The following is a 26890-nucleotide window of genomic DNA, read 5'->3' as shown; positions in this document are numbered from 1 at the left end:
GAACTTATCCCAGCCGCTGGGTTCCCCCTGGACCTCCGTGGCGTTGTCCTGCAGATACACGTCACGGCGGGTGATGTTGTTATCCCAGCGCACATCACCTTCCCGAACGATGGGGTCTTCCGGATGGACGGCCCGGGCGAAAAGGACAAGGTAGTTGTGCCCGCTCGGCGGGGTCCACTCGAACGGCCCGACCACGATATTGTCACGCGCCGGGATGTTCGTCGTGATCTGGTTGCCTGGAGCGCCGCTGACCTGGATGCCGTCGGCCTTCCAGTCGGCCGGATAGGCCATGGGTGTTGCCGGGTCAGCCCAATAGAGCTGAATCTGGGCGTCGTCCGCGTCGGCGAAGCCCAGGTTGTGCACGCGAATGTAGACATAATGCTTCTGCCCCGCTTCCACTCGATCGACGGCCTGGGCGGGGTCGTTGTTGGCCTCCCGGCTCGCCCAGATGTCGGGAGAGCCCAGATCCAGGAGCGGCCTTTCCGGCGAAGGGGCCAGCCCATCATGTCGGTGGCGCTCCTCTCCCGCGGGGGCCAGATCGATGAAGGCGAGGTCGGGCAACGCGTGCATGGTGCCTGGACTGCGGTGGTCGGAATGGCTGATGGGGCCCGAGACGACCAGGGCGAAGTCTTGATCCTCTCCGGCCACGGCGTGGGATGCGACGTTCACGGCATCGACCCGGATGGTGTATTCGCCGGGTTGCAAATCGGCGCCGGATACGTCGATCTGCTGCACATTGTTGTTGAGCATGCTGAGGCCGGCGGGAAGGAGCCCGGCCGGCGGGGTGACCTGGAAGGCCGTCGTGGTGCCGTCCGCGTTATGTCGGATGATGCTGAGCCGGAGATGGTTGACCAGGGTGCCGGGATGTCCCGCGGGACCGGGGTAGTCCGTCCACACCAGCGTGGCCCGCAGCGGGACGGAGTTGTTGGCCACTCGCATCCGTACTTCGTGACGACTGCGGCTGTTGGGATCGGCGGCCGGCAGGCTGTTCAGCTTGATATCTGGATCATCGATGAAGATGGTGCGGCGTGGCAGCCAGCCGTTATCCTGGCTCGCCACAGCATCGATGGGATGGGAGAAGAGGGAACGGCGCAGGTCCACCCGGCCCCATCCCTGGTGGTTGCTGGGCACTGGTCCTGCGTTGGCGGCGTTGAGCCCCTGGACCCGGCGGGCGCCATGGATCAGCAACGCCTTGATCAGCGCCGCACTGGGGCGGCGCCGGCGCTTGTCGGCGTTGTGGGGATCAGATAGGTTGTGCACCATGCGCAGGTATTGCCGGATCAGCGCGCACATGCCGCTCACGTGCGGCGCGGCCATGCTGGTGCCGCCTTCATAAATGTATGGAGAGCCATCATTGGGACGCGGTCCCCAAAATTCGCTGGTAGAAGATAGGCGTGACCAGGGTGCCAGGATGCTGCAACCAGGTGCCAATACATCGGGCTTGATGCGCTGTCCACTGGCGGCGCTGGTAGGACCTCGGCTGGAGAATGCTACCACGTGATCAGGGTTGTTTGATATACGGTCGGATCGCAACGGATCAACCGGGAAATCCGTGGCCCAAGAGCCATAGGTGCGAGAAATGCTCGGTTTGTTGTTCTCTGATGCTCCGACGGAGATACCATTACGGCACGTAGACTGAGGGTTGATAGTGTAGAAGTCTACTATCCCATCAGGTGTGGTGGCCCCTGCCAGATTTTTGTTATCAACGCCATAATTACCTGCCGAACGTACGATAATCATATCTGGATTGCGCCAGGTGAACTCGTCGATCTGGCGAGCCTCTGCCAGATACTGGCTAAGGCTGGTTTTGGACCCCCATGAATTGCTGTGAACCCGCACACCATCATCGGTATAGGCGGGATCGAAAAGCGAGTTCAAGTTGCCGGGGATGCCCCCCAATCCGCCGCTGGCGTCGAGTAGGGACTGGATGACCAGATTGCCCTTGTAAGCCACGCCGCTTTGGGGCCGATTCGTGCCACGGGCTCGCCCATTGCCCACCGCGATGCCGGATACATGGGTGCCGTGCCCATCCGGATCGTCCCAGCGCCCTGGGCGGCCAAGAGGTCGTCCTACCACCCTGCCGTTATCGCCGTTCAACTTCTTGAAGTCCTGGTGTAGTGTAGGATTATCTACTCCCCGATCCAGGCCCGTATCGGCCACGCCAACCGTCTCTCCCTCGCCGTCCAGCCCGTGCAAGTCGAAATTCGTCTGTACCAACGTGATGGTGCGGGCTACATCCATCTCCAGCACAGGCGGTGCATAAGGTTCGATCTGGGCCACCGCAGGCAGCGCGGCAATGGTGGGGATGGCGGACCGGGGCAGCTCGCAGATGATCGTGTCGATATCCGCCTTCTCAATGGTGCCGCCGGCGCTCTCGATCTCCGACACGATCGCGGAGAGCGCCTCCGGCTCAAAGAGGGTGATGCGCAGGGCAACTCGCTCCGCGGTCGCCCGGGTCTCCGCTCCACCGACCTCCGCCAACCGGCTCGCCTCGGTCGCGGGCAGAGGGCCCTCCTCGCCGATCAGCTCCGGGTGGATTTTGTACAGCGGCTCGTATGGTCCCACCCACTGGACGTGCTCGAGTTGCGCAACGGCATCGGCCTGGGGTTGGGTCATGCGGACCAGGATGGCGTTCTCCGGCATAGGGCCGATGATGTCGGCGCCCGCGTCCCGCACCGCCTCGATCCATTCGGGTTGTGGCGGCCCCACGAATTGCACCAGCCAGTAGGATGGTTCGTCCGGGGCCGCGCGCGTGCGCCACCCCGGTGGAGGGGGGGCAGCGGCCCGGGTCGGCTCGGCCGTGGTGTCAATGATGACGCTGGGCAACGTGAGCCGATCCATCTCGTCGGCCAGTTCCACTTGAAAGCCAGCCTCCTCCAATGCCTGAAGCTGCTCCTCGGTGGCGCGTACCAGCACGCGCACGCCGTACACGGCCAGTACCTCGGTGACTCCCGCGGCAACGGCGGCTTGCCCGGCCTCATCGGTGCTGTCTACGTAAACGAATGCCTTGTGCACAGTCCCTTCCTGCATCATACGGAGACGGTCGCTCCGATCGCCCCTGTCGGAGCGGCGGCAAGGAACGACTCAAAGGCGATGACCGTGCGGTCGATCCCAGCCACCAGCTCGTCTCGCAGCGCCTTCAGCGCGTCCAGAAGTGGCTGGAAGACGGCCCGAATATCGATGCCCTCAATCTTGTCCAGGATGGCCTGGTATGTGGCGGACAAGGGCTCCACCAACACGGTGCCCGGGTTCAAATCGTCGATCAACTGCACCACCTGCTGGTAGGGCGCATCCAGCCCATCGATCACCGCCTGTAGCTTGTTCAACAGCCGATCCTTCAAAGCCACGATGGCCGTATATTTGGCATCCAACTCGCCCAGGATGGCGCTGGGATCCAGTGCGCCGATCTTCGCCGTGATGGCGTCCAGGATCGGCTGGATGCTGATGCGCACCTGGTTGAGAAGATCGCGCAATCCGGGGTCAATGAGGGTTTTGAGGTCGTTGAAGGCCGTGCCCACGTCGTTCAGGATGGCGCTGGGGTCCGGGAGGTTGTCCAGGAAGTTGCGCACCGGCGCCAGCAACTCGTTGAGGGTGGCCTCCAGGTTTTCCGGGCTGAACGATTGGAAGGTGGCCTTCACCTGCTCGAAGATGGCCTGGATCGTGTCCACCCCCAGCGCCTGGTAGGCTTGCGTGATGGCATCGCGCAGGGCCTGCTTGATGTCGGCTGCGCCTTCGGTGATGCCCAGGGCGACCTCACGTAGGCGGTCGGATAGCGCCGTCAGCGGCTGGCGGAGCGGGCCGCCGTCGCTCAGGAGCGTGTCCAGCGAGCTCGCCAACGCGTTCAATGCGCTCTCCAGAGTTCGGAACCGTTCGATGGCGCTGGCCAGGATCGGCAGCGGGTCCAACGCCTGAGCCGTGTATAGCAGCATCTGGCGCCTGCGCTCGGCTTCCGGGTCGGATTGCTCGCCGCGGGCCTCCAGCGCCGCCTGGATCGCCTGCTGGGCCGCGCGTAGCTGCGTCAACTTGCCGGGCAGGTCCAGGGTGGTCAGCCCGGCGGTGAGCGTCTGGACCTTCGTCTGCAGGTCGCTGCGCAGGTTCGGCAGCTTCAGCCCGTCGATCATGCTCCCGATCTGGTTGAAGGCGTCGGTCAGGGCGCTGGTGTCCACGGCATCGATCGCGTTTAAGAGCGTCTGGCGGATATCGGTGAGTGGTTGCAATAGCACGGAGGGATCGAGCGTATTGAGCGCGTCCATGACGGCCGTGTGGATGGGACGCAGGAAGTCCAGCAGGCCATCCACGGTGAGCAGGTCGTTCAGCCTTTGACGCACCCGGCCGATTACCTCGTCGAGTTGGTCAATGAACTTGGCGATGTCCAGCTCCGCCAGCTGGCTTGCCAGACGATCCAATAGCTGCTGTAACTGGGCGAAAACGGGATCAAGCGAGAGGCCCTGCACGAATTGATGGAGATCCTCCAGTGGCCCCAGGATGGGTTGAAGCACCTGGCTGGGGGTGAACGCCTCCATCTGATCGGCGATCTGGCGTATGGGGGCGAGCACGTCTTTCAACGCCTGGGAGGGGCGGAAGCTGTCCAGCTGGGCCACCATTTCGTCGTAGGCGTCAGTGATGCCCAACGTCGTCTCGAACAGCATGGCGGGGTCGTTCTTCCGCAGGAAATCCATGATCCCATCGACCTGCTCCTGCAGGGTCTGGATGATCGGCTCGCTTACCTCCTCGATGGCGCTGTCGAACTTCTCGATCAGGAACTCCTCCACCTCGCTTTGAAAATCGAATGCCTGGAAGACGGCCAGCGCGGCGGCCAAAGCGGCCCGTAGAAGCTCGTTCAGGCTGCCCACGTCAATCTGCTGCAATTCCTGGCGCATATTCTCCAGTTCGGCGACCACCACGTCGAACACAGGGTCGAAGGCAATCTCGTCCAGGCCCGATACGGCGTCGGCGATGGTCTGTCCCACCCCCTCGAGGGTTTCCGGGATGTCGTCGGGGATGGCGTCCCGTATGGCGTTCAGGAAGTTCTCGATCGGCTGGCGGAAGCTTCCGCTGGGATCGGTCAGGTTGGTGTGCAGCGTGTCCAGCTCGCTTTGCAGGCTGGTCAGCGCACCCTGGAGCTGGGTGGACACCGTGTCGATCAGTCCCTCGATTTGGGTGATCACCGGGTCGATTGCGGAGAGGGCGTTGTCCACTGCCCCGGTGACCAGGCTGAGGTCGATGGCATCGATGGCCTGGGTGATGTTGTTGGCCAGGATCTGGAGCCCGGCCTGGATATCGACCTGGGCCTGCCGCACGATCTCGACCAGGTTGGAGATGGTTTGGATCCCCGTCTGCAGCGCGGCCTTGACCTGGTCCAGGTTGAACCCGTCCAGCAACGACTGCAGCTGCGTCACCAGGTCTCGCAGCGGCTGGAGCGCGTGGTCCAGCGAGAGGTCAGCGACGAGAGTTTGCGCCTGTACCAGGCCGTCCTGCCAGCGGCTCAGGATGTCAGTGAGGTCGTTCACCTGCCCGGATGCGGCGAGTGTGGCGGCGGAGGCCAGCCGCTGTCCCCATGCCTCCACGTTGAAGAGGGGCACCAGGGTGGCGGCCTCCCCCAAACGCTCCTCCGCCTCCCGGCCGAGGTCTTCCAGGAGCACGCGGGCTACGCTCAGCTGCCCATCGATCGTTGCCACCGCCTCCTCTGAGGCGAAATCGAGCGTGGCGATCGCCTCGGCGAGCGAGGGGCCGCTGGAGGGGATGAGCTTCAGCAGGATCGCCTCATACCGGCTGACCAGCAGGGGCGTCTGGAGGCGTGTGTCTAGCGAGGTCAGGAACCCATCGAGCTGTCTGGTTACCGGGGATACCGGGGCCAGCGCCTCGTCTATCGCGGCCTGGATCTGATCCCGGAACAGGGTGGCCAGTTGCGCCGGCGCGGCGTCCAGTTGGGCGCGCAAGTCGTTGATCTTGCTGATGAATTCGATGGCCCGTTGCAGATCTGGGCTTTCGCTGAGGGCGCTCGCGGCCTGCTGGAGCGGCCCGGCCAGGGAACCCAGCAGAGCGGTCGGATCGTCCGGGATGGCCGTCAGGATGCCCTGGATCTGGTCGAACGCTCCCGTCATGGGCGTCTGGAGCCCTATGGCCAATGCTTGCTCCAGCCCGTCCAGTGAGTCGGTGATCGGTGACCAGAGTTCATCGGGGGAGCGCAGGCCGGTGGCGACCAGGTTTCCCAGCAGGGCGGCCCCGTCGCCGAACAGCGATTGCTGGTCCGGCAGCGCGATCTGGCCCACCAGCGTGGTGATCTGCTGGAGGTCGGAGGTGGGCACGGAAGGCACGCGTCCGGCCACCCCGGTCATGTCGGACTGGAGGGCCGAGATAACCGAGGGGTCCAGAGCTAGGCCGGTGAGCGTTTCCAGGACGCTTGCCATGTTCCCTCGCCTATTCTGAGATGCCGAAGAGATTACGCAGCGTGGTCGTCGCCTCGGACAGCCCGCTGGCCACGTTCTCAAACTGATCCAGAGATGATTGAAGCGGCGGGACCGGATTGCCGAAGTCGGGGATGCTGCCGAGCGCGTCCAGGATGTTGGTGAGATCGCCGATATCGCCGATCAAGCCTTGTGCCTGATCCAGCAGGTCGGCATCCAGGTCGGGCGCGCCGCCTGGTGGTGGCGGCGGCGGGCTCTCCCGCAGGACGATGGTATAGCGGAAGCTGTCCGGTGATCCGGCCACCTCCGCGAACTGCAAATCCTCGATCACCACGTACTGGATCTGGGTGGCCGTGGTGATGTCGGCCGCGAAGGTCACCGGCTCCCCGGCCTGGAACTTCTCCCGCACCGTCTCCAGGAACTCATCGCGCATCTCATCGCCAGCCAGGCTGCCAGTGATGACGATGGCAGCCGGCCGCGTGCCCAGGTCCTGGAACACGCTGCCCTGCCGTCCCGGGATAGGATGCTCCGCCCACACCCGGCGCTCCCGGATGCGGATGGATTCGATACGAGGGATCTCCCAGCTGTCGAGGATGGGTTTAATGTTCATAGGGATTCATACGCTCGTTTCTGTGTACGAGTAGGCTCTGCGTGTTTACAATATTGCGTGTTGCGTATTGCGTAGTTACGTAACACGCAATACGCAATGCGCAACACGTAATACGCACCAGCATCACACCATCGGAATCCCATACCGCCGCGCTTCCCGTCGTAAGATCTGGCCTAACAGGTCCGCCAGTTCGTCGGGATCCAGCGTCTCCAGCGATGGGGGAGGTTGTACGGTCAGGTGGATGGTATTGCTGGCGACCGGTACGGCGCCGTTGGCCCCCGGAGCGGCAGCGCCGGCGATGGGCGAGATCCACTGCCAGGTGGTGGGATCGCCGGGCTCGGACGGCTGCAGCGCTTCCTCCAGAGAGGATATGATCCCCCGTGGCGATGGCCGTGTATGCGCGTGGGGGCTCCTTGCCATGCCCGGGCCCGGAGGGGATAGCTCCGGGGCCGGTAGGCCGCTCGGGCGCCCGGGAGCCGTGTTCGTTTGGCGGGCGGCGAACCAGCGCTCGGTCAACTGCGCCAGCAGGTGGAGGTTGGCCGAGGGCATAGGGGGCGCCGCGTGCTGCTGGAAGGCTGCGTCCTTTCGGGACGGTCGTCCCGTCGTCTCCTCTCCGGCCGGGCTCGCCGCTTCGCCCTCGCCCCGTTGGGGTTGAGGACTCGACGTGCGCTCGGCCGCCTGCGCGTCCCCCATGGCTCGCTGGGCCAGCCGGCGTCGGGGGAGCCCTGGGCCTCCGATGGGCGTGCGTGCCGCCGCGAACAGGGCTGGTCGTGATCGTCTCCTCGCCCACGCGGCCAGCTCGGGAGATTCCTCAGGCGATCTGGCTTGCTCGTTGGGTGCGATGGCTGATGTCGCGGGGGAAGGCGTCTGCTCCCGCGATGGCCCGATCGTGGCCGTGGCTTGCCCCGCTGGTGGACGTCTTCTCATCCGGGCGGATCGCGCGTCAGGTGCCTCAGGTCGCTCATTAGGAGTGCCGGCCGGCGCTGTCGATGTCGGGCTGGGGGGTGCCGATGACCTGGCCGCCCCCCCGGAACGCTGCGGTGACCGGAGGAGATCGGTGGTGCGACCGGCGGGCGTGGCTCCTGATGCGGTGGGGCGCACCCCCGTTCGCGTCTCCCGTCTCCCGGCCGGGTGCCCGCGCGCGGGCCATGTCGCTTGTGGGCGTCCCAGATGGCCGGGCTCCGGCGGTGGCGCCTCGGCGAAGCCCGGCCCCTCGTCTACGGAGAACCGCCCGAGCGGGTCGGTCTCCGTTCGCAGCCAGGGCGCGTCCAGATCGACCAGGTTGGCCAGTTCGGCGCGCAGCGCGTCCACCTGGCGACGAGTCGCGTCGTCGGCGACGGCTCGCAGGCGACGCGCCGGGGCCGACAGGGCTTCCAGGGGCGTGATTGGCCAATCGGGCGGGCGGCGAGAGGAGGACGGGCTCACCGGGCCTCCTCGGCCGCGCGGCCGTCGCTCAGCATCTCCAGATAGAGCAGGATCTGCCCCAGGGTCATCTCGCTCACTTGCTGGGGGGTCCAGCCGAACTCGCGAGCCAGGATGAAGCAGGCCCGGGCTAGCGGCGCCTGCACCAGGTGATCCATCGTGTCGGCCGTCACGCCGATGCCGCTGATGCGGTTCACCTGATCGGCCAGGTAGCGCAGCAGGCCGGCGGGCATGGCCGTCACCTGAGCCTGGTTGAGCTCGGGTTCCACCAGGGCGCGCTGCACCATCAGCGCCGAGGTGAGCAGATCGTCCTCTCGCGCCGCCTTGACGATCAGCTGCAGATCGCGAACGGTGAGAGGGCGCAGGATCACGGTGGCCTCTTCATCGACGGACGTCGCCTCCCCGTTCGGGTGCAACAGCTCGGCCGGGATGGTCACCTCGTGATGTACCTCACTCCCTGCCAGCAGCTCTTCGGCCGTCAGAACCATGGCACTGCTCCGTTTAGACGAAGGACGAAAGACGGAGGACGGAAGACGAACGTTAGATCTTCGTCTTCCGTCAATCGTCGATCATCCCCCATCAGCTTCCCTCCTCGTCCTGAACGCTGATGTACAGCGCCTGGAATTCCACCGACTCCATCACGAAGTCGTCCTCCGGGATGCCGTAGCCCCAACTGGCGAACTTGGCCTCATGGATGGTGATGGTGTTTCGGGTTCCCGGAAAGGCCGGGTTCTCCAGGATCAGGGTGATGTTGAACGCGGGCTGGACCCAGCTCCCGGCCGGGCGGCTGGTGGCCGCGTCGCCCAACAGCAGCTTCAGCAGCGCGCCGTTGATGTACGCGCGGCCGATGGTCCCGCGCACGTTGACGTTCCCCGGGCGTAGCTCGGTCGGATATCGCTGCCCCAGCTCATGGAACGGCTTGATATCCGACGTGACCTCGACCCGCACATCGGTAGCCCGCCCGATGGGGGTGAGCTGATAGGCGTCGACGACCTCTTGCGCCTTGCTGCCCTCGTCGGTCTGCGGGCCCGCCAGCGTGATCGAGCCATCCGCCCCTGTAAACACGTTGGTGTTTGGCATCGCTTCTCTCCTGTCCATCTTCCCCAGGGCTCGTAGGGGCAATCCTTGTGGTTGCCCCGGATTGGGGTGCCTGCATTATCTCTGATTTGGACACCACGAGGGGCGCCCCTACAAACTCTCCCATCGCGAAGGGTTTGAGGATCCTTCACTCCAGATACATGGTGACCTTGATGTAGTCGATGCTGAAGGTCGGGCGCAGGAAGACCGTCACCAGACAGCGTCCGGCGATCTCATCCGCCCGGGTGGCCGTCACCGATAACTCGTATCCGGTGAGCGCCTCGTCCAGCACCATGGTGGTCAGGAAGCCGTCCAGCGTCCCCCGCAGCGCCTTGCGTACTCGCTCGTTGTTCAGCCGGCCGATGTAGGGCAGGCTGCCCATGCGGATGCCCATCTTGGCGTAATCCACGATACGCCGGGTGGTGATCTGCTGGAAGGCGCCCGTGTCGGTGGTGATCCCGCGCACGACCCGGTAGCCGTTCTTCTTCTCCAGCGCCAACACCCGTCCCTGCACCAACTGCTTCAGCTCCGGGCGGAGGAACTCCTGCTCCAGGCCGACGATGGAGAGCGTCTTGTTGGTGGGGCTGTGATGCACGGGCAGCGAGGCCAGTAATCCGGCCACGGCCGCGGCGGCGTACGCGCCCGGCAGGGTGACCTCGACCCGGGTCCGCTGCGCGGCGCTGGCGGCCGCGTCCACCGCCTTGATCCCGGGCGCCACGAAGATCAGCCGATCGTCCGACAGCGAGCTGAGGTGTCCGAGGATATCGGAGACCTCCTCACCCAGGTTGCTGCCCATGATGGCGATGCGCTCCCGACCGTTGTTCTCCATCGTCTCGCAGTGACCGGTGAGGACGGAGGCGATCTCCGTGCCCTGCCCGGCGGCCAACACGAAGTTGATATCCTCCGATTCGAAGAGGGCGATCCCCTCCTGATAGTCCACCGTGCTGGCGTCGGCACCGTCGCTTCCCCCGCCGAAGGTGTACGTGCCCGTCTTCAGCGCCTTGTCGCTGGGGCTGCTCACCACCGTGCTGGTGAAGAAGTTGGAAGAAGCCAGTGCCGTGTTCAGCGCTCCGGCGTTGGCCATATCGGTGTAGATCTCCTGCAGCCCGTTGGGCAGCGTGAAGACGACCTCGGTCGCCTCCCGATAGTACGTGACCTCCAGGATATCGTCGGCGGTCTGCGCCTCGCCGAAGGTGATCACCCCCGTGGAGGCCTCGACCGAGAACTCGCCCGCGCCGGGGGAGGGGTCCAGGTTGTAGGTTGTGCCGGTCGTCCGGTTGCGTACGCTGATGTCAGCGGCCGTGAGGGAGCCGGAGGCCCCGCCGCGCCGTCGGAGATTCGTGTGAGGAAGCTGGAGCGTGGTGCGCGCGGCGTTGAAGGGATCGCTGCCCGAGACGGTGAACGTTCGGCGCTCCCGCAGGATCACGGTTCGCACCTCGGCGGTGGTCCCGTTGGCCCACGAGCCCAGGTCGGTGACGGTAATGGTGATCTGGTTGTCGTCGTCCACGTCGGGCAGGCTTACGCTTGCGCCCGTCGGGTCGCTCCCCTTCACGCGCACGGCCAGTACATCCGTGGCGCCGTTGTTGAAGATCTGCTCCAGCGCCCGCACCAGGGTGAGCTCGTCGCTGTCGCCGTCCTGCCAGGCGTCATAGTCGCCGAAGATCTCTTTGGCCTGGCTGTAGGAGCCCAGGCTGGTCGGCGTCATGATCGGCCCTCGTGCGGCCGTGCCGACGATGCCGATGCGGCCGGTGACGATGCCTCCGACGCTGATCAGCCCCTCGGCGCGCACCTCGATGTACGTCCCTGGCAGCACCATTTCGGTGATGACTTCTGCCATAATCGTTCCTCCTGTACCCTCATGAGCACCCCATGGCGATGGATTCCATGGGGGCCATACCGTTCCGCTTCGATCTCGGCGCGCCACGGGGTGCTGGGATCGAAGGCGGCGATGCCGTGCCTAGTCCGGAAACTCGTCCACGATCTCCTCGTGGTCGGCAAAGCGCCGAGTTCGCTCCGTATCCAGAACGCGATCCCCTTCCTGCAAATGGCGGAGGATGCGGATCTCCTCGATGGGCTCCCCGGCCGCTACCAATGGCTCCTGGGTGGCCTCCAGGTGGGCTACGAAATGCAGGTCCTGGCGCCACACCGTGGTGACGGGCGGGGATGTGGCCAGGATCGCCGTGCCGGCGTCGATCCCGGCGTTTCGCGTCGCCTCCTCGTCCGGAAGCTCTCCCTCCTCATCCAGAGAGGGGCTCCGGCGACGGCGCGTGGTCGAGCGGGTGGGGATGTCCTCAGCCTGCGGGATCAGGGACAGCGGTATGGAGGTCTCCACGAACCGGGTCGCCATCCACACGATCTGACCCTCAAAGCAGCACCCCTGTACCCAGGTTCCATCCTCGTTGCGCCCCAGCAGCTCGAATTGATCGCCGCGGTTGGCCCGCCCCACGCGATCGAAGCTGGTGGAAGGGCCTGTGCGCAGGTTCAGGCGGAGCGCCCGGATGGTGATGTGAGGGGGGAGCGGCGGGAGGGGGGTGGCGATGCCGGGGGAGACGCTGTCCAGCCGGCATCGCAGAAAATTCGTTCGGTTCAGCGTGCCTTCCGGCTCCTCCCAGGTGCGCTCGCGACGGACCCACGGAAGCGTCTCCACGGCGCCTCGCAGGTGATCCAGTTGAGGGCGGGTGAGTGCCCATAGGGAGAGGGTGAATCGGCACGTTCCGGCGTCCCCCGTGACGTACCCCAGGTCGATGAGGGAATCATCCACGCGATCTCGCTTCAGCCCGATCGTGCGGCCAAGGCCGGTCGTCCGTCCGGCTTTCGATTCGGCGGAGATGCTGATGTAGGGGAGATGGCTGATCATCCCCGGGACGTGGGGAGCCATTCGGAGCTGGGCGCGCAGGTCGGCGGGCAGGTCCTCCTGTAGGATGGCAAGCACATGCCCGATCGTTTGCGCTACGATGTGGCCAGCCTGTTGCGACATCCGCACCTCTCACGGGGGAGGGGGATCATCGGCGGTCTGGCGGGAGCCCGGCGTGGGCGACCATCCCGATTGCTGTTGTAGGAACGCGATCAGATCAGCCAGATCGCAAAAGTGAATAGAGCGACCGCTCTGTACATGGACGACGCGACCACGCCATTCCGGGCAGAGGTCAGGGCTTTCTCTGCGCTCTCGCCATAACCGAACGACGAAAGAGTGCACCTGCCCCTCTTCGAGGAGGGGCCCGCCTCGCGAGTCAAACGTTTGTTTCGGTATGATTCCCCTCCTCACAGGGTGAGCCCGACGTCCCTCACTATAGCAGGAGGGCGTCTAGCCGGTCTCACACAGGTGTCACGGCCGTGTGACAGGCTCGCTACGGAGAGGGAGAGGCGCTATGGCAGACGACGTGGGTGCGGAGGCTGTTCCGGGGGGAGGGCGCGCTGGCGGATCAGCCGTTCCATCGTGTCCACCGCGCGTTCGAGCTGGCGGGTAGCGTGGTTCAGTTGCGCCTGGCATTCGCGGAGATGAACCAGGGCGTGGTAGAGGGTTGGATCCGTCGCCGCCTCGGATCGCAGGGCGAGCGGATACTCCCTCGTCTGCGGCCGCGTGAGCTGGGTCGCGGTGCTCATCCCGTTGCGGATGTCTTGGTAGAGCTTGGTGGTCTCCGGCATGGGCTGGATGCCCAGTTCCGTCGCCAACAGCGCCCTGCATTGATCGTACTGGCGTAGCGCGGCCGCGCGGTTGCCCGCCTCGTAGTGGAGGCGCATCAGTTCCCGATGAACGTGTTCGTACAGGGGGTCGATCGCCAGGATGCGTTGCCCATAGGTGATGGCCTGGGCGACCTCCCCGCGGTGCCGGTGGTAGCTCATCAGCTTGCCGAGGGCTTGCAGGTGGAGGCCGGCCAGGCGTTCCCGCTCCACCAGGCACCAATCGTCGTAGTGTCCCTCCATAAGGTCTCCTCGATAGAGATCCACGGCGGATTGGAGCCCTTTGGCCTGCACGGGGGACAGATCTCGCCCAGGGATCTGCTGCACGGCGAGGCAGGTTTGCTCGAAGATCGCGACGTCCAGCCAGTGGGGATATTGGCGGTTGAAGCCGATGGTATCGCCGCTGATCAGCAGGGCGGTGATGTCCTGCCGGTCCTCGTGCAGCGCGCGGCGCAGCCGCCACAGCGTCGTGCTGAGGCAACGTCGGGCGCTTTGCTCATCCCGATCCGGCCACAGCGTGGTGATCAACACGTCGCGCGGGTGGCGGCGGTCTCGATGCAGCAGGAGATAGCAGAAGAGGAGCTGGGTCTTTTGCGGGGGATGGGGGTCCAACGCTTCACCGTCGACCAGAAACTGGGTCTCGCCGAAAAGGAAACATTGGAGCATGTCAGCACCCTCCTGTTTGGAACCGACGCAATGAAGCGAGTTCCTGGCGAGCGGACTGGTTACGAGGGGAGAGAGCCGTTCGCTGCGGGTATGGCGTGGAGGAGAAATGTGCTGGAACGCGTCGCCGATACCGGGGCCGGACAGGGTGTTCTGATCGTCCTGTCCTCCGAACTTACGCGGCTCTGCAGCCTCACAGGCTGCTTATCGCTCACCAGGAGCATAGCATAATTGCATTTAATCGTCAAACGTTGTGGATTTGGGGTGGTGCATCCAAAAGGATGGAAATGCCGCGAGACGATCCATGACGCTCATCGCGAGCCATCAGGGGAGATGCGGAGGGACCTCCCTCCGCCAAAACGTCCTCTTTTCCGCCCTGCACCTGCCCTTTCCCGGCCTGATTCGGGCGGATGAGGCTGGGCAAGGCAGGTGAGGGGCGGAAACCGGGAAGTTCTTTTGAGGGGCATAGCCCCTCAAAGCTCCCCGCTGTGTTTCTACCGAAAAAGATACGCTATCAGGTTTGGAATGGCGTTACACTTCAGCTAACGGCGGAGGGATCTCCAGGGGTACTCTATCGGGGAGAACAGGGGGTAATGGGGAAGGCGGCGTTAAGCCTCGTCTCTGGCCGGCCTCATACCAGGAGCGCTTCCAGGTCGGCGATGGAGGCGCGGCGTCGCGCGTGCAGCTCTCGCCGTTGGGCCAGCATGCGCGGCAGGCCGAGGATGCCGGCCACCTGGCCTCGCAGGCGGGCGCGAGCGGCCGCGCCTCGCCAGGCGCGAGCGGCTTCCCACGCGATGCGGAGCTGCGCGCGCAGCATCAGCGGCCAATAGCGGCGCAGGATGGGGCCGGGCACGTCTCGCGCCAGCACCCACAACGTGTTCCTGCCGGTGTAGTAGCTGGCCAGGGGGCCGCCGCCCGTGGCGCTCAAGTGGTGATAGACGCGGGCCTCGGGGGCGAACAGCGCCTCCCATCCCAATAGCCGCAGGCGCCAGGCCAGGTCGACATCCTCCAGGTACATGAAGAACTGCTCATCGAAGCCTCCGGCCTCCTCCCAGGCGTCCCGGCGATAGGCGACCGCTCCGCCGCATCCGCCGAAGACCTGGCGATCCTCATCGTATTGTCCCTCGTCTCGTTCCCACACGCCCCGGTTGCGAGGGATCCCGTCGCGTCCGTACATATCGCCGGCGGAGTGGAGGATATCCCGCCGGTCGAAGAGCAGCATCTTGGAGGCCACGGCTCCGGCCTCGGGATGGGCGATGAGCGTGCTCATCAGCGCGGAGAGCCAGCCGGGGGAGGCCTCCGTATCGTTGTTGAGCATGACCAGCGCATCCCCGCGCGCGACGGCGGCCCCCGCGTTGCACGCCGCCGCCAGCCCTCGATTCCGTTGCAGGGCTACCACCCGCACCTCGGGGAATTCCCGTTTGAGCAGATCCAGCGACCCATCCCGGCTGGCGTCGTCCACGACGATCACCTCGAATCGATCGGCCGGGTAGTCCTGCGCGCGCAGCGCGTTCAGGCATGTGGGGAGGAATCGCTCCCCGTTGTAGTTCGGGATCACGATGGATGCGAAGGGCCGTTCGCTCATGGGATGGGCGTCATGGGCCTTCTTGCGGGCGGGCGGCGAAGTAGTCGGCCAGCGCCTCCTGCCAGGGGCGGAGCCGGATGCCGAGGGCGGCCGCTGCCGTGTTGGCCAGGATCGCCCGCAGGGGCGGCTGCGCGGCCCGTTGCCACTCGCTGGAGGGGATAGGGGTGACGGGGACGTGCTCCCGTCCGCTCATGCGCAGGATCTCACACGCCCACTCGAAGCGGGAGCAGGTGCCCTCGTTCGTGAGATGATAGATGCCGAAGCGGCCGGTGCGGATGAGCTGCACGATCCCTTCGGCCAGGTCAGGCGCGTAAGTGGGATTCCCTATCTCGTCGTTGACGACGCGCAAGGCGCCCAATCGGTCGGCCGCGGCGATGATCTTGCTGGGGAAGTTATTGCCGGCCGGGGCGTACACCCAGGCCGTGCGCACGATGTACAGGCGGTTGAGCAGCATCTGCGCGATGCGCTCACCGGCCAGCTTGGAGTGGGCATAGACGCTGATCGGCGAGGGCGTGTCCCACTCCCGATAGGGGCGTGTGGCCCGGCCGTCGAACACCTCGTTGGTGCTGATGTAGACCATGGCCGCGCCCGCCTGCTGACAGGCCAGCGCCACGTTCTGGGTGCCCAGAGCGTTGACCGCGTAGGCCTCGTCGGGGTTCTGTTCCGCCCCATCCACGTCCGTCCACGCGGCCGCGTGGATGACGACATCGGGGCGGAACGCGGTGATCAGCGGGATCACCTGATCGCCATCTCGAATATCCGCCTCGTCGATGTCGATGGCCAGCAGCGCGGCGTCCTGCAACAGCGCGCACAGCGCCCTGCCCAGTTGACCCTGGGCGCCGGTTACGACGATTCGTTGGGGGAGATCATCCTTGGGATTCATCTGTCTTGCCTCCAGATTCATCGCCACCGACGGCCGGCGCGGGGCTGACCAGCGGCACGAAGCGGACCGGGGCGATGGGTTGTGAGTGGATTCGGCCCTGTCGTTTCTCCACAAGATAGAGCATCTGCTCTGTGAACTCCGGGCCCACGGGAATGACCATCCGCCCTCCCTCGGCCAGTTGCGCGACCAGGGCGGCCGGGATCTGCTCTGGCGCGGCTGTGACGATGATGGCATCGTAAGGGGCGTGTTCTGGCCAGCCCCGTGCGCCGTCCCCGTGGCGGATATGTACATTGGTATAGCCGAGCCTTTGCAGTCGCTCTCGGGCGGACTCCGCCAGCGCCTTGATCGCTTCCACGCTGTAGACCTCTCGGGCCAGCTCGGCCAGGATGGCGGTCTGATAGCCGGACCCCGTTCCAATCTCCAGGACCCGATCTTCGGGCGTGAGCCGGAGCAGTTGCGTCATCAGAGCTACCACGTAGGGCTGCGAGATGGTTTGCCCGTAGCCGATGGGGAGCGGCAGGTCGGAGAGGGCGTGCTCGCGCACCTCGGGTGGCACGAACTCCGCCCTTGGCACGCGCCGGATGGCATCCAGCACCCGTGGATCCGTGATATCTGGCCATGGAGGGGGCCAGCGTTTCATCTTATCCTCCTGATGCTCTCCTGGTCCGGGATCCGGGCCTCGGCGGGCGTCGTTGCGGTGAGCGCGTGGAGGGCCAGATCTGCCAGTCGAGCCTGTCCGGCCGCGGTGAGGTGAACGCCGTCGGGCCCCACGAGCTCGGACAGGTTCTGCTCGATGAACGCCGCGTGGGCGTCCACGAGGCCCGTGTGCAATGAGGCCGCGGCCTCCCGCACGGCATCCACGTATGCGTGGTAGAGCTGACGCTGATGCGCTCGCATGTCCGGCGTCCACTCCGGATGGAACCGCTCTGTGATCGGGGTGGGTGTGACCAGGAGCACGTGGACGCCGGGCAACGCCTGCCTCAGGCGGTCGACCAGGAGGGTCAGCGCTTGCGCAAAGGCGGGCAGTGAGACGCGGGGGGCGGCCTCGTCGCCGGGCGTGATCGGGACGGTTGGATGGGCTCGCTGGCGCAGGGATCTCAGTCGCGCTCGGGCGATCTGGTACATGCGGAGCTGGCTGACCGCCTTGCGCCAGCGGCTCCGTCGAACCTCCTGCCATAGCGCCTGTTCGCGTAGTACGTCCGTCGATCGGCGGGCCAGGTGGGCATCGTTCAGCCCAAAGGCCACAAAGACCACGGCCGGCCGATGGATGAGCACGTCGCGTTCCATCCTCGCCAGGCCCTGGAGGATCGTGTCGCCGGGGACGCCCGCGTTCACCACCGACCAGATGGCGCCCTCTCGGCTCTCGTGCAGGGCGGCCTCCAGAAGCGCCGGCCAAGCGTGGCCAGCGGGAAGCCCATATCCTCGCGTGATGGAGTCCCCCAGACAGACGATGCGGAACGTGAGCGACTGCGCCGTCGGTGTTGGGGAGACGTGCTCCCTCGATTGAGGCGGACCATCCGCCTTGGTGTTAGATCGTTCGGTTTCCATCAAAGATATTCTAGCATCTTCATCAGGGCGCGGCAAACGAGGAGAGGAAGGGCGCATGACGGCCTTGGACAATCGAAAGGACTTGTTGTCCGCCCACATCATTGTCGAATCGGTTTCCGCATGTTAGTATGATGTAACCAGAAGGGAAGATCATGGTCGTCGTCTCCTCCTGCTCAGCCGCTCAGCGTGTGAGGGAATTGCGCACAAGGAACACTCGAAGGAGAGATCTGCCATGCCGGAAAGAATGCGGGCGATCATCAAAGCCGATCGGACTCCTGGGCTGGAGATGACCCTGGTGGATGTCCCGCGCCCGGGGCGGCGAGAGGTCCTCGTTCGGATCCAGGCCATGTCGATTTGCGGCACCGATTTACACATCTATGCATGGGATCCCTGGGCGCGGCAGCGCATACGCCCGCCGATCATCGTCGGTCATGAGTTCTGCGGCACGGTGGTGGCGTGCGGGGCCGACGTGACCGAGGTGGAGGAGGGCGCGTATGTCTCCGCGGAAAGCCACGTCACCTGTGGGCGTTGCCGTCAATGTCGGACGGGACGCCGGCATTTATGCCAGGATACCCAGATCATCGGTGTGGATCGGGATGGCTGTTTTGCGGAGTACGTGGTCATGCCGGTGGAGAACATCTGGGTGAACCCGCCTGATATGCCGCCTGAGTTGGCATCGCTCCAGGAGAATTTCGGCAACGCGGTGCACACGGCCTTCGCGACGGACGTCTCCGCCCGAGATGTGCTCATCACCGGCTGTGGCCCTGTGGGGCTGATGACCATCGCCGTCGTGCGGGCGGCCGGGGCCCAGACCATCTTTGCGACCGATATCAGCCCGTACCGGCTGGACCTGGCGCGTCGTCTGGGGGCCGATTACGCGCTCAACGTGGCCGAGGTCGATGTGGTGGACTTCGTCAAGGCCCATACGGATGGCGAGGGCGTGGATGTCCTGCTGGAGATGTCCGGTGCCGCTGCGGCCATCGATCAGGGGTTCCGGGCGTTGGCGGATGGTGGCGAGGCGGCCATGTTGGGGCTGCCCAGTGCGCCGATCCCGTTCGATCTGGCCGATCACGTGGTCTTCAAGGGCGCCACCGTGTACGGGATCGTGGGACGCCGGATCTGGGATACCTGGTATCGCATTCGCGGGCTGCTCTCGTCGGGAGCCGTGGATTTGACGCCGATCGTCACGCATCGGTATCCTATGGATCAGTTCGAGGAGGCGATTCGGGTTATGCGCTCGGGACAGAGCGGTAAGATCGTCCTCTTCCCGGACCCGGCGGATCTGGAGCATTGATTCCTCACATCTGCGGTGAGGAAGAGGCTTCCATATGACGAGGAGGTGGATAGATGAGTGCCGTTGCTGAGGACAAGCTGCGCTTCATCGATGAGGAGACGGCGCGGCTCCGGGAGGCCGGGCTGTACATCAACATTCGCGTGATGGGATCCCCCGTGGGCGCCTGGATGGTGGTGGATGGCCGTCGGGTGCTGAACCTGTGCACCAACGACTATCTGGGCCTAGCGAATCATCCCAAGCTGCGGGAGGCCGCCAAGCAGGCGGTGGACAAGTGGGGCGTAGGACCGGCGGCCGTGCGGTCTATCGCGGGTACTCAGGAGCTGCACGTCGAGCTGGAACGTCGCCTGGCGCAGTTCAAAGGGGTGGAGGATGCGCTCTTCGTGCAGTCCGGCTTCTGCGCCAACCAGGCTGTGATCCCGGCCCTGGTGGGGAAGGAGGACGTGATCTTCTCCGACCGGCTGAACCACGCCTCGATCATCGACGGCTGCCGCCTGTCTCGGGCGAAGATCATCGTCTATGAGCATTGTGATCCGGACGATGCGTTGCGTAAGATCGAGGAGCATCTGCCCCAATATCGACGTGGCCTTCTGGTCACGGACGGCGTGTTCAGCATGGACGGCGACGTCGCCCCGCTGGACAAGCTCTACGAGATCGCCGAGTCACATGGGATCATCACCATGGTGGACGACGCTCATGGCGAGGGAGTCCTCGGCCGGGGCGGCCGCGGGATCGTCGATCACTTCGGCCTGCATGGCAAGTTTGACGTGGAGATCGGCACCTTGTCCAAAGCGTTCGGCGTCGTGGGAGGGGTGATCGCGGGCAAGAAGCGCATCGTGGACTTCCTGCGGCAGAAGGCGCGGCCGTTCCTCTTCTCCAGCGCGACGACTCCGGCCGACACCGCGGCCTGTCTGGCGGCGGTGGACATCCTGGAGAGCTCGACGGAGCTGGTGGACCGGTTGTGGGAGAACACCCGCTACTTCAAGGCGGAGATGCAGCGTCTGGGCTTTGATACCGGACAGTCGCAGACGCCGATCACGCCGGTGATGCTCGGCGAGGCCCCCCTGGCGAAGCGGTTCTCCGAGCGCCTGTTCGAGGAGGGGGTGTTCGCTATGGCGATCGGCTATCCGACGGTCCCCATGGGGGCGGCGCGCATCCGGGTGATGATGTCGGCCTCGTTGAGCCGGGAGGATCTGGATTTCGGCCTGGAGGCTTTTGCCCGGGTGGGGCGGGAGCTGGGCGTCATCTAGCGAGATAGCCCGACGGCGAGCGCTGTCGGAGGGAATGTGATGAACGGCAGCACGAGGACCCTCGTGCTGCCGTTCGTTTTCCGCCTTCGATCTGCCCGGCCTCGGCCCAGATCCTCGCGGAAGGGGCCGAGAAAGGCAGTCGCTGGCCGGAAAAGCAGGATCTCCGTGGAGGGGAGTCCCCCTTCACACCTCCCCCTGTGGAGCCGGTGGCTGAGGAAGACCCTCAGACACGCTCTCGGATCTCGTTTGGTGGACTCACAGGAGGCCATTTTGTGAGCAACGCTGCATGGAGGGCGATTCATGAATCGCCCTTGCCCCGGCAATGCTCATGAGGGAGACTACCTGGACACGCTATCATTTTTGAACGCGCTTGACATGTCCCAAGAGTCGTGCTAGGATATTTTGGGCTTCCGGTAGCGCTACCGGTAAGCATATCAAAAGTCAGATGGGAGATGTAGAGCTTACATGGCAAGAGGACCTAACAGGAGTCGCCAGCGTGAGCGAATCCCCTCCGGTGGTTCTGGGGATGGGGCTCCGACCATCGTGGACGTCGCCCGTGAGGCGGGCGTGTCCGTCTCCACCGTTTCTCGAGTGCTCAATAACAAGCCGGACGTGGCCGAGGCCACGCGGGAGGCTGTGCGAGCAGCCATTCGCCGGCTGGGTTATGTGGCCAATCCCTCCGCTCGTCGGCTGGCCGGCGGGCGTACAGGCATCCTGGGCCTCGTCATCCCCGACTTCACGTCACCCTATGCCATGGAGATCGTGCGCGGGGTGGGCGAGGCGACGAACGAGGCCGGCTACGACCTGATTCTCTATTCGGTTCTGGATCAGCATAGGGACGAGGAAAGGGAGCGCTCCTGGCTGAATATCCTCAGCCGAGGCCTGGTGGACGGGTTGCTGTTGGTGCTGCCGCGCTCCTCCGGTGAGGTGCTGATGGCGTTGGCCCACCGGGGTTTTCCCGTCGTCCTGATCGATCATCGTGGGATCGATTCGGACCTGCCCTCAGTATCCGCGACCAATACGGAGGGGGCCCTGGAGGCGACCCGCTATCTGCTCAGCCTGGGGCATCGGCGGATCGGATTCATCACCGGCCTCCTGGATTATCGCGCCGGTGCCGATCGCCTGGAGGGTTATCGACAGGCCTTGGCCCAGGCGGGGATCTCCTTCGATCCGGATCTGGTCGTCGAGGGGGACTTCCAGCGACGGGCCGGCTATGAGGGCACCCTGGCGCTGATGCGATTGCCGGATCCCCCGACGGCAATCTTCGCCTCCAATGATGCGGAGGCCTTTGGGGCGCTGGATGCGTTGCGGGACCTGGGCCTGCGCGTGCCAGAGGATGTCTCCCTGGTCGGGTTCGATGATATCCCGGCGGCGGCGGAGACGCGTCCCCCTTTGACCACGGTGCGCCAGCCGCTGATGGATATGGGCAGTCAGGCCACTCAGCTCCTGTTTGATCTGCTCAACGGACGAGCGGATGTCCACCAGCGGATCCAGCTGCCTACCCGCTTGATCGTTCGTGAGTCGTGTAGCCCGCTTCAGCGGCCCTGAGAGGCGGGCATTCCACGATCGTTTGGGGGCCCGGCCTTCCCCGAGGCCGGGCGGAGAGCCAGAGATAGAAAGGAGGTGGGTCCTGCTGTACACGTTGCTGGCCGGATAGCAAAGGCTGTCGGTGAAACGATCGTCATCGGATGCCTTCCAGTGATTTCCCATTTGAAATAGCAAGGAGGGATTGAGATGTCTTCAGAAGCCAAGCGTTTCAGCCGGCGGGAGTTTCTGCGCATGGCTGGTGTGGCGGCCGGTGCCACCGTCCTGGCGGCCTGCGCCCCCTCGGGACAGGCGCCCGCGGCGCCCGCAAAAGAGGAGGCCAAGCCTGCTGAGACGAAGGGGGAGATCAATCTCACGTTCTGGGGATTCGCGACGAACCGAAACAAATGGTACATCGCGCTGGCCGAGAAATACAAGGAGGAGCATCCCGAGGTCACGATCGATGTGCAGGAGATCGCCTACCGGGAGATGCACGATAAGGTGCTGACCACGCTGGTGGCCGGCACGGGCGCTCCGGACATCGCCGACATCGAGATATCCCGCTTTGGCCAGTACGTGAAAGGCGAGCGCGTCGGCTTTTTGCCCTTGAACGACTGGCTGGCGCCGTACAAGGAGAACCTCTACGAGCGATCGGCGCTCAGCCCGTGGAGCTGGCAGGGTAAGAACTACGGCCTGGGTAACGAGCTCAACGCCTGTCTCCTCTTCTATCGCTGGGATCTCTTGGAGGAGGCCGGCATCGAGTATCCCATCAACACCTGGGAGGAGCTGATCCAGAAGGGCAAGGATTACGTGGCTGCCACCGGGAAGAAGTGGGTCTCGCTGTCGCCGACGGGATGGGATTACTGGTGGATGATCGCCCAGGCCTTCAACGGCTTCTTCGATGAGGAGGGGAATCCCTCCTTCGACAACGAGGGCGGCGTCAAGACCATGAAGATGCTGGCCGATTGGAAGTGGGTGCATGACCTCGTGGTGATGCGCGCGGAGGGCCAGGCCTGGTATGGCCAGATGACCGCGGGCGAGTTCGCCATCCACCTGGGGGCCCCCTGGATGCAGGGCTTCATGAAGGACAACGCGGCCGATCTGGAGGGCAAGTGGGAGATGCAGCTCTTCCCGCTGTGGGAGGATGGCTCTGGCGCCAAGAGCGGCACCTACGGCGGCACGGGCACCTGCATCACGGAGCAGACCAAGTACGCGGACGTGTGCTGGGACTTCATCCGCTACTGCAATCTGACCAACGACGGGGTGCTGCTCGGATTCGAGATGCAGAACCTGTTCCCCACCTGGAAGCCGGCCTGGGATGACCCGCGCATGCAGTTCGAGGATCCGTACTTCCACAACCAGAAGCCTGCCGAGTTCATCACGGCGGGGGCGCCGCACATGCCGCCGCTGCATAACTCGCCGTGGTGGCCCGAGGTGACGGATGCCTTCAGCCGCCTGGTGATCACACCGGTGCTCTCTGAGGAGACGAAGATGCCGGTGGAGGAGGCCATGGCAGCCTGCCGAGAGGAAGTGGATCGCATCATCGCAGGTTGATCCGTTGGAGGGCCTGGCGGTGCATCTGCATCGCCAGGCCCGTGTTCATAAGGCGAACCGGAGGACCCTTTCAGACAAGGGATGGCGGATTCGTTTCCTTGGAGGTGATCAGTGGCAGTCAAAGTACAGCGGCGGCGAGGGATCGCAAGCTGGTGGTTTTATCAGCAGCGTAAGGCTGCCCCTTATGTCTTTATCGCCCCCTTCTTCCTGCTTTTCCTGGCGTTCTCCCTGTACCCGGTCATCTACGCGTTCCTGCTGAGCTTTCAGAAGCAGACCGGCCTGAGCACACCCCAATGGGTCGGCCTGAAGAACTACAGGAACCTTCTGGAGGACCCTCGTTTCCTTAAGTCGATCTGGAATACCACGTATTTCGCGTTGGGGAGCGTCCTCATCCAGCTTCCCATCGCGTTCGCCCTGGCGCTGGCCTTCGATTCCAGGTTCGCGCGGCGGTTTACCCAGTTGTATCGGGTCGCCTTCTTCTTCCCCGTGTTGACCTCAGCTGTGGTCGTCTCCCTGATCTGGGTGTTGGTCCTCAACAAGGATTACGGTATGCTCAACACCGCGCTGGAGATGATCGGGCTGCCGCGGATCCCCTGGCTGCAATCCACGCGTTGGGCTATGCCGGCGATCATCCTGCTGGGCGTCTGGACCTGGAGTGGGTTCAACGCGTTTTACTTCCTGGCCGGGCTGCAAGGGATCCCGAACGAGCTCAAAGAGGCGGCCATGATCGATGGGGCCAATCGCTGGCAGGTGCTCACGCGAGTGACGATCCCCCTCCTGCGGCCGGTGATCATGTTCGTGGTGATCCAGTCCATCATCGGGTCCTACAACCTGTTCGCCCAGCCGTTCCTGCTCACCGGTGGAGGCCCCTCCGATGCCACGCTCACGGTGACCATGTACCTGTACTACACGGGCTTCCAGTACTTCAAGCTGGGGTATGCGTCGGCGATCGGCTATAGCCTGGTCGTCATCGTCTTCATCCTGTCGGCGGTCAACCTGTACTTCTTCGGCGCATTCCGGGAGGATTGAGATATGGCAGTCACGCGGGTGGAAAGGCGTATCGAGAGGCGGCGTTTCGCCCTGGGGATGCACGCCACGAATCTGGTGCTGACGATCGTCATCAATGCCCTGCTGCTCGTCGGTGTGGTCCTCACAGCTGCACCCTACGTGTACATGATCGCGTCCACGTTCAAGCCCAACTCCGAGATCTGGAGCTGGCCTTTGACCTTTTATCCCAAGACCCTGAAGGATCCGAACCTGTACCCGGGCAAGGTCACCATGGTCTTGGGCTTTATCCCGTTGTATTTGGAGAACTATCGCTACCTGTTTCAGGAGCTGCCGTTCTGGCGGTGGATGTTCAACAGCTTCTTCATGGCGATCACCCGCTCTCTGCTCAGTATCTTCCTCTCATCGCTGGCGGGTTTCGCGTTCGCCAAGTACGACTTTAAGTTGAAGAAGGCGGGATTCCTCTTCGTGTTGTTGAGCATCATGCTCCCGTTCCAGGTCCTGCTGGTCCCGTTGTTCATCGAGATGGCCAAGCTGAAGTGGCTGAACACCTACTGGGCGATCATCGTGCCGTTCGCGGCCAGCCCGTTCTTCATCTTCCTCATGCGCCAGTACATGCTGAGCGTTCCGGATGAGCTGCTGGACGCGGGACGCATCGATGGGTGTACGGAGTTCGGGCTCTTCTGGCGGATCGTGATGCCGATTCAGAAGCCGGCGTTCGGCATTCTGGGCATCCTGGCGTTTAACGGCGCCTGGAATGACTATCTGTGGCCCTTGATCGTGTTGCAGGACAAGCTGCTCTACACGGTGAATCTGGGTGTGGCAGTTCTCTATGGTCCCTATCTCACGCCGTTCGGCACGATCCTGGCGGGCTCCTTCCTGAACACGCTGCCTGTGGTGTTCGTCTTCCTCCTGATGCAGCGGTATTTCGTGGCGGGCCTGACGGCCGGGGCGCTCAAGGGGGTGTGAGCGAAGGGAAAGCGGGCCTGCGTAGATAGCGATGTTGCATGAGGCGCGAGCGCTTGTGGCGCTCTTCGATGGTGCCCTGTTTCTCCGCGGATGTGATCTCCCCTCGGCGACATTCTAGCTGAAAGAACGGGTAGTGTATCTTTTTCGGTGGAAATACAGCAGGGAGCTTTGAGGGGCGCAGCCCCTCAAAAGAGACTTCCTGGTTTCCGCCCCTCACTTGCCTGCCCGGCCTTGCCCACCCGAATCAGGCCGGGAAAGGACAGGTGCAAAGCGGAAAAAGAGGATGTTTTGGCGGAGGGAGGTCCCTCCGCACCTCCCCTGTGGGCTTGCGATGGGCCTGGCGGAATTTCCACACATTTTGGATACACTACCAAAGAACGCCTCCTGTTGACGGCCCTTCCGTTTCTGTGATATAATCAAAATTGATCAGACGTCAGACCTCTTACCAATCGGCTCCAAAATGGCACATTCTAGGACTTTTTTACATCGTGACGATCAGGAATCAAAGCTCGAGCTCACCACGCGAGTAGCCGCGACGCGTCGGAGGATCGAGCAGGCCATCCGCGAGCGTTATCGGCCTGGGGATCGATTACCGTCGGAGCAGCAACTCGCCGCGTTGTTGGGGGTTAGCCGGGCTACGGTGCGGGAGGCTCTGGAAGAGCTACGAGCGAGCGGCCTCCTCATCCGCCGATGGGGTGTGGGCACCTTTGTCAGTGCGAATGCGGGCCTGGTCAGGGCCAACCTGAGTGAGCTCAGGCCAATTCCGGAGATCATCCGGGAGGCCGGGTATACGAGCCGCATGACGGATTTCGAGTATCGGGAAGTGCTTCGCGGCAGATTAGCAGACCAGGCTCGCCAAGCCCTCGGTTTTGAGGAGGAGATCCCTTTCTGGCAGATCTCTCGAGTTTACCTTGCCGATGATGTCCCAGCCATCTATCTGATCGATTACCTTCCCCAAGAGATCAATGGCACTCCCTTGGATCCCTCTCGGTTTGGCGAAGATATGTGGTCATTCCTGCAGGAGGCCTGGGGCGAAACTTTGGATACGGCCTGGGCAACAATTGAGGCGCGTCGAGCGACGAAGCGGGTCGCCGAGAAACTGAAGTTATCCCAGGGGGCACCGGTGATTTTCACAAGACAAACGGCATATGGCGAAACCGGCCGTCCCCTCATTTACTCGGAGAGCTATACACGATCGGACGTGATCTCGCAACACATCCTGAGACGCAGCAGGCGAAAGTGACGAAGAGCACCCAGGCTTGGGAGAAGAAGTGAGACGCCCGGGGTCCGTTTTCTGGGCCAGTCCCCAGGTTTGCAAAAGCCCTCGCTCGCCCAGTGGGGGGCAGGCTGGTGCCTCCCACACCAGCATATCGTACGTGAGGAGGTACGATGATGAGAGCCTTCCTTCCGTTCAGAGCCAT

At 64.1% G+C, this 26890-nt stretch carries 20 protein-coding genes; 7 read left to right on the top strand and 13 right to left on the bottom strand.

Annotation, left to right across the window (positions count from 1 at the left end; translation table 11 throughout):
* The 13 genes from GXP39_16495 to GXP39_16435 form a co-directional block, all read right to left on the bottom strand.
* Positions 1-3015 (bottom strand): S8 family serine peptidase (locus tag GXP39_16495; GenBank protein ID NOZ29637.1); only part of this gene is annotated, 3015 nt, incomplete at its 3' end.
* A 14-nt stretch (positions 3016-3029) separates the two neighbouring features.
* Complete coding sequence (locus tag GXP39_16490; protein NOZ29636.1) at positions 3030-6410, bottom strand: hypothetical protein; 3381 nt, start codon at positions 6408-6410, stop codon at positions 3030-3032.
* A gap of 10 nt (positions 6411-6420) precedes the next feature.
* Complete coding sequence (locus GXP39_16485; GenBank protein ID NOZ29635.1) at positions 6421-7017, bottom strand: hypothetical protein; 597 nt, start codon at positions 7015-7017, stop codon at positions 6421-6423.
* 123 nt (positions 7018-7140) lie between these two features.
* Positions 7141-8442, bottom strand: a complete 1302-nt coding sequence (locus GXP39_16480) for a hypothetical protein (GenBank protein NOZ29634.1) — start codon at positions 8440-8442, stop codon at positions 7141-7143.
* Complete coding sequence (locus GXP39_16475) at positions 8439-8927, bottom strand: hypothetical protein (GenBank protein ID NOZ29633.1); 489 nt, start codon at positions 8925-8927, stop codon at positions 8439-8441. Before GXP39_16475 ends, GXP39_16480 begins: the two co-directional genes overlap by 4 nt.
* 91 nt (positions 8928-9018) lie before the next feature.
* Complete coding sequence (locus tag GXP39_16470; GenBank protein NOZ29632.1) at positions 9019-9519, bottom strand: hypothetical protein; 501 nt, start codon at positions 9517-9519, stop codon at positions 9019-9021.
* A gap of 145 nt (positions 9520-9664) precedes the next feature.
* Positions 9665-11353: a phage tail sheath protein gene (locus GXP39_16465; GenBank protein ID NOZ29631.1), complete on the bottom strand. Its 1689-nt coding sequence runs from the start codon at positions 11351-11353 to the stop codon at positions 9665-9667.
* A 120-nt stretch (positions 11354-11473) separates the two neighbouring features.
* Positions 11474-12493 carry an SH3 domain-containing protein gene (locus GXP39_16460; protein NOZ29630.1) on the bottom strand — a complete coding sequence of 340 codons (1020 nt, stop codon included), beginning with the start codon at positions 12491-12493 and terminating at the stop codon, positions 11474-11476.
* 389 nt (positions 12494-12882) lie between these two features.
* Entirely contained in the window at positions 12883-13863 is a 981-nt protein-coding gene (locus GXP39_16455; GenBank protein ID NOZ29629.1) for a response regulator receiver protein, read from the bottom strand.
* Between the two features lie 628 nt (positions 13864-14491).
* Complete coding sequence (locus tag GXP39_16450; GenBank protein ID NOZ29628.1) at positions 14492-15445, bottom strand: glycosyltransferase family 2 protein; 954 nt, start codon at positions 15443-15445, stop codon at positions 14492-14494.
* Positions 15446-15455: 10 nt separating this feature from the next.
* Positions 15456-16328, bottom strand: a complete 873-nt coding sequence (gene rfbD / locus GXP39_16445; GenBank protein ID NOZ29627.1) for a dTDP-4-dehydrorhamnose reductase — start codon at positions 16326-16328, stop codon at positions 15456-15458.
* A complete protein-coding gene (locus GXP39_16440) occupies positions 16312-16968 on the bottom strand; it encodes a protein-L-isoaspartate(D-aspartate) O-methyltransferase (protein NOZ29626.1) in 657 nt (218 codons plus the stop codon). The genes rfbD and GXP39_16440 overlap by 17 nt, the downstream gene beginning before the upstream one ends.
* Positions 16965-17876: a hypothetical protein gene (locus GXP39_16435; GenBank protein ID NOZ29625.1), complete on the bottom strand. Its 912-nt coding sequence runs from the start codon at positions 17874-17876 to the stop codon at positions 16965-16967. Before GXP39_16435 ends, GXP39_16440 begins: the two co-directional genes overlap by 4 nt.
* 244 nt (positions 17877-18120) lie before the next feature.
* Here GXP39_16435 and tdh point away from each other — a divergent pair, with 244 nt between their 5' ends.
* The 7 genes from tdh (at position 18121) to GXP39_16400 (ending at position 26712) form a co-directional block, all read left to right on the top strand.
* Positions 18121-19170 carry an L-threonine 3-dehydrogenase gene (gene tdh, locus GXP39_16430; protein NOZ29624.1) on the top strand — a complete coding sequence of 350 codons (1050 nt, stop codon included), beginning with the start codon at positions 18121-18123 and terminating at the stop codon, positions 19168-19170.
* A 53-nt stretch (positions 19171-19223) separates the two neighbouring features.
* Positions 19224-20417 carry a glycine C-acetyltransferase gene (locus GXP39_16425; GenBank protein ID NOZ29623.1) on the top strand — a complete coding sequence of 398 codons (1194 nt, stop codon included), beginning with the start codon at positions 19224-19226 and terminating at the stop codon, positions 20415-20417.
* 465 nt (positions 20418-20882) lie between these two features.
* On the top strand, positions 20883-21965 hold the full coding sequence (locus GXP39_16420) for a LacI family transcriptional regulator (GenBank protein NOZ29622.1): 1083 nt from the start codon (positions 20883-20885) through the stop codon (positions 21963-21965).
* Between the two features lie 186 nt (positions 21966-22151).
* Positions 22152-23495: an extracellular solute-binding protein gene (locus GXP39_16415; protein ID NOZ29621.1), complete on the top strand. Its 1344-nt coding sequence runs from the start codon at positions 22152-22154 to the stop codon at positions 23493-23495.
* 141 nt (positions 23496-23636) lie between these two features.
* Positions 23637-24524: a sugar ABC transporter permease gene (locus tag GXP39_16410; GenBank protein ID NOZ29620.1), complete on the top strand. Its 888-nt coding sequence runs from the start codon at positions 23637-23639 to the stop codon at positions 24522-24524.
* Positions 24525-24527: 3 nt separating this feature from the next.
* Complete coding sequence (locus GXP39_16405) at positions 24528-25469, top strand: carbohydrate ABC transporter permease (GenBank protein NOZ29619.1); 942 nt, start codon at positions 24528-24530, stop codon at positions 25467-25469.
* 460 nt (positions 25470-25929) lie between these two features.
* On the top strand, positions 25930-26712 hold the full coding sequence (locus GXP39_16400; protein ID NOZ29618.1) for a GntR family transcriptional regulator: 783 nt from the start codon (positions 25930-25932) through the stop codon (positions 26710-26712).
* Positions 26713-26890 lie beyond the last annotated feature (178 nt).

Source organism: Chloroflexota bacterium (genome assembly GCA_013152435.1).
In the GTDB taxonomy this organism is placed as follows: Bacteria; Chloroflexota; Anaerolineae; order DUEN01; family DUEN01; genus DUEN01.
Note: the sequence above shows the minus strand (reverse complement) of the source record. Positions and strands in the feature narration are given on the sequence as shown.

Bases quoted from the DNA above. Each gene is read 5' to 3' on its own strand.
- GXP39_16490 (NOZ29636.1), bottom strand. From the start codon at position 6,410: ATGGCAAGCGTCCTGGAAACGCTCACCGGCCTAGCTCTGGACCCCTCG.
- GXP39_16485 (NOZ29635.1), bottom strand. From the start codon at position 7,017: ATGAACATTAAACCCATCCTCGACAGCTGGGAGATCCCTCGTATCGAA.
- GXP39_16475 (NOZ29633.1), bottom strand. From the start codon at position 8,927: ATGGTTCTGACGGCCGAAGAGCTGCTGGCAGGGAGTGAGGTACATCAC.
- GXP39_16470 (NOZ29632.1), bottom strand. From the start codon at position 9,519: ATGCCAAACACCAACGTGTTTACAGGGGCGGATGGCTCGATCACGCTG.
- GXP39_16465 (NOZ29631.1), bottom strand. From the start codon at position 11,353: ATGGCAGAAGTCATCACCGAAATGGTGCTGCCAGGGACGTACATCGAG.
- GXP39_16460 (NOZ29630.1), bottom strand. From the start codon at position 12,493: ATGTCGCAACAGGCTGGCCACATCGTAGCGCAAACGATCGGGCATGTG.
- GXP39_16455 (NOZ29629.1), bottom strand. From the start codon at position 13,863: ATGCTCCAATGTTTCCTTTTCGGCGAGACCCAGTTTCTGGTCGACGGT.
- GXP39_16450 (NOZ29628.1), bottom strand. From the start codon at position 15,445: ATGAGCGAACGGCCCTTCGCATCCATCGTGATCCCGAACTACAACGGG.
- rfbD (NOZ29627.1), bottom strand. From the start codon at position 16,328: ATGAATCCCAAGGATGATCTCCCCCAACGAATCGTCGTAACCGGCGCC.
- GXP39_16440 (NOZ29626.1), bottom strand. From the start codon at position 16,968: ATGAAACGCTGGCCCCCTCCATGGCCAGATATCACGGATCCACGGGTG.
- GXP39_16435 (NOZ29625.1), bottom strand. From the start codon at position 17,876: ATGGAAACCGAACGATCTAACACCAAGGCGGATGGTCCGCCTCAATCG.
- tdh (NOZ29624.1), top strand. From the start codon at position 18,121: ATGCGGGCGATCATCAAAGCCGATCGGACTCCTGGGCTGGAGATGACC.
- GXP39_16425 (NOZ29623.1), top strand. From the start codon at position 19,224: ATGAGTGCCGTTGCTGAGGACAAGCTGCGCTTCATCGATGAGGAGACG.
- GXP39_16420 (NOZ29622.1), top strand. From the start codon at position 20,883: ATGGCAAGAGGACCTAACAGGAGTCGCCAGCGTGAGCGAATCCCCTCC.
- GXP39_16415 (NOZ29621.1), top strand. From the start codon at position 22,152: ATGTCTTCAGAAGCCAAGCGTTTCAGCCGGCGGGAGTTTCTGCGCATG.
- GXP39_16405 (NOZ29619.1), top strand. From the start codon at position 24,528: ATGGCAGTCACGCGGGTGGAAAGGCGTATCGAGAGGCGGCGTTTCGCC.
- GXP39_16400 (NOZ29618.1), top strand. From the start codon at position 25,930: ATGGCACATTCTAGGACTTTTTTACATCGTGACGATCAGGAATCAAAG.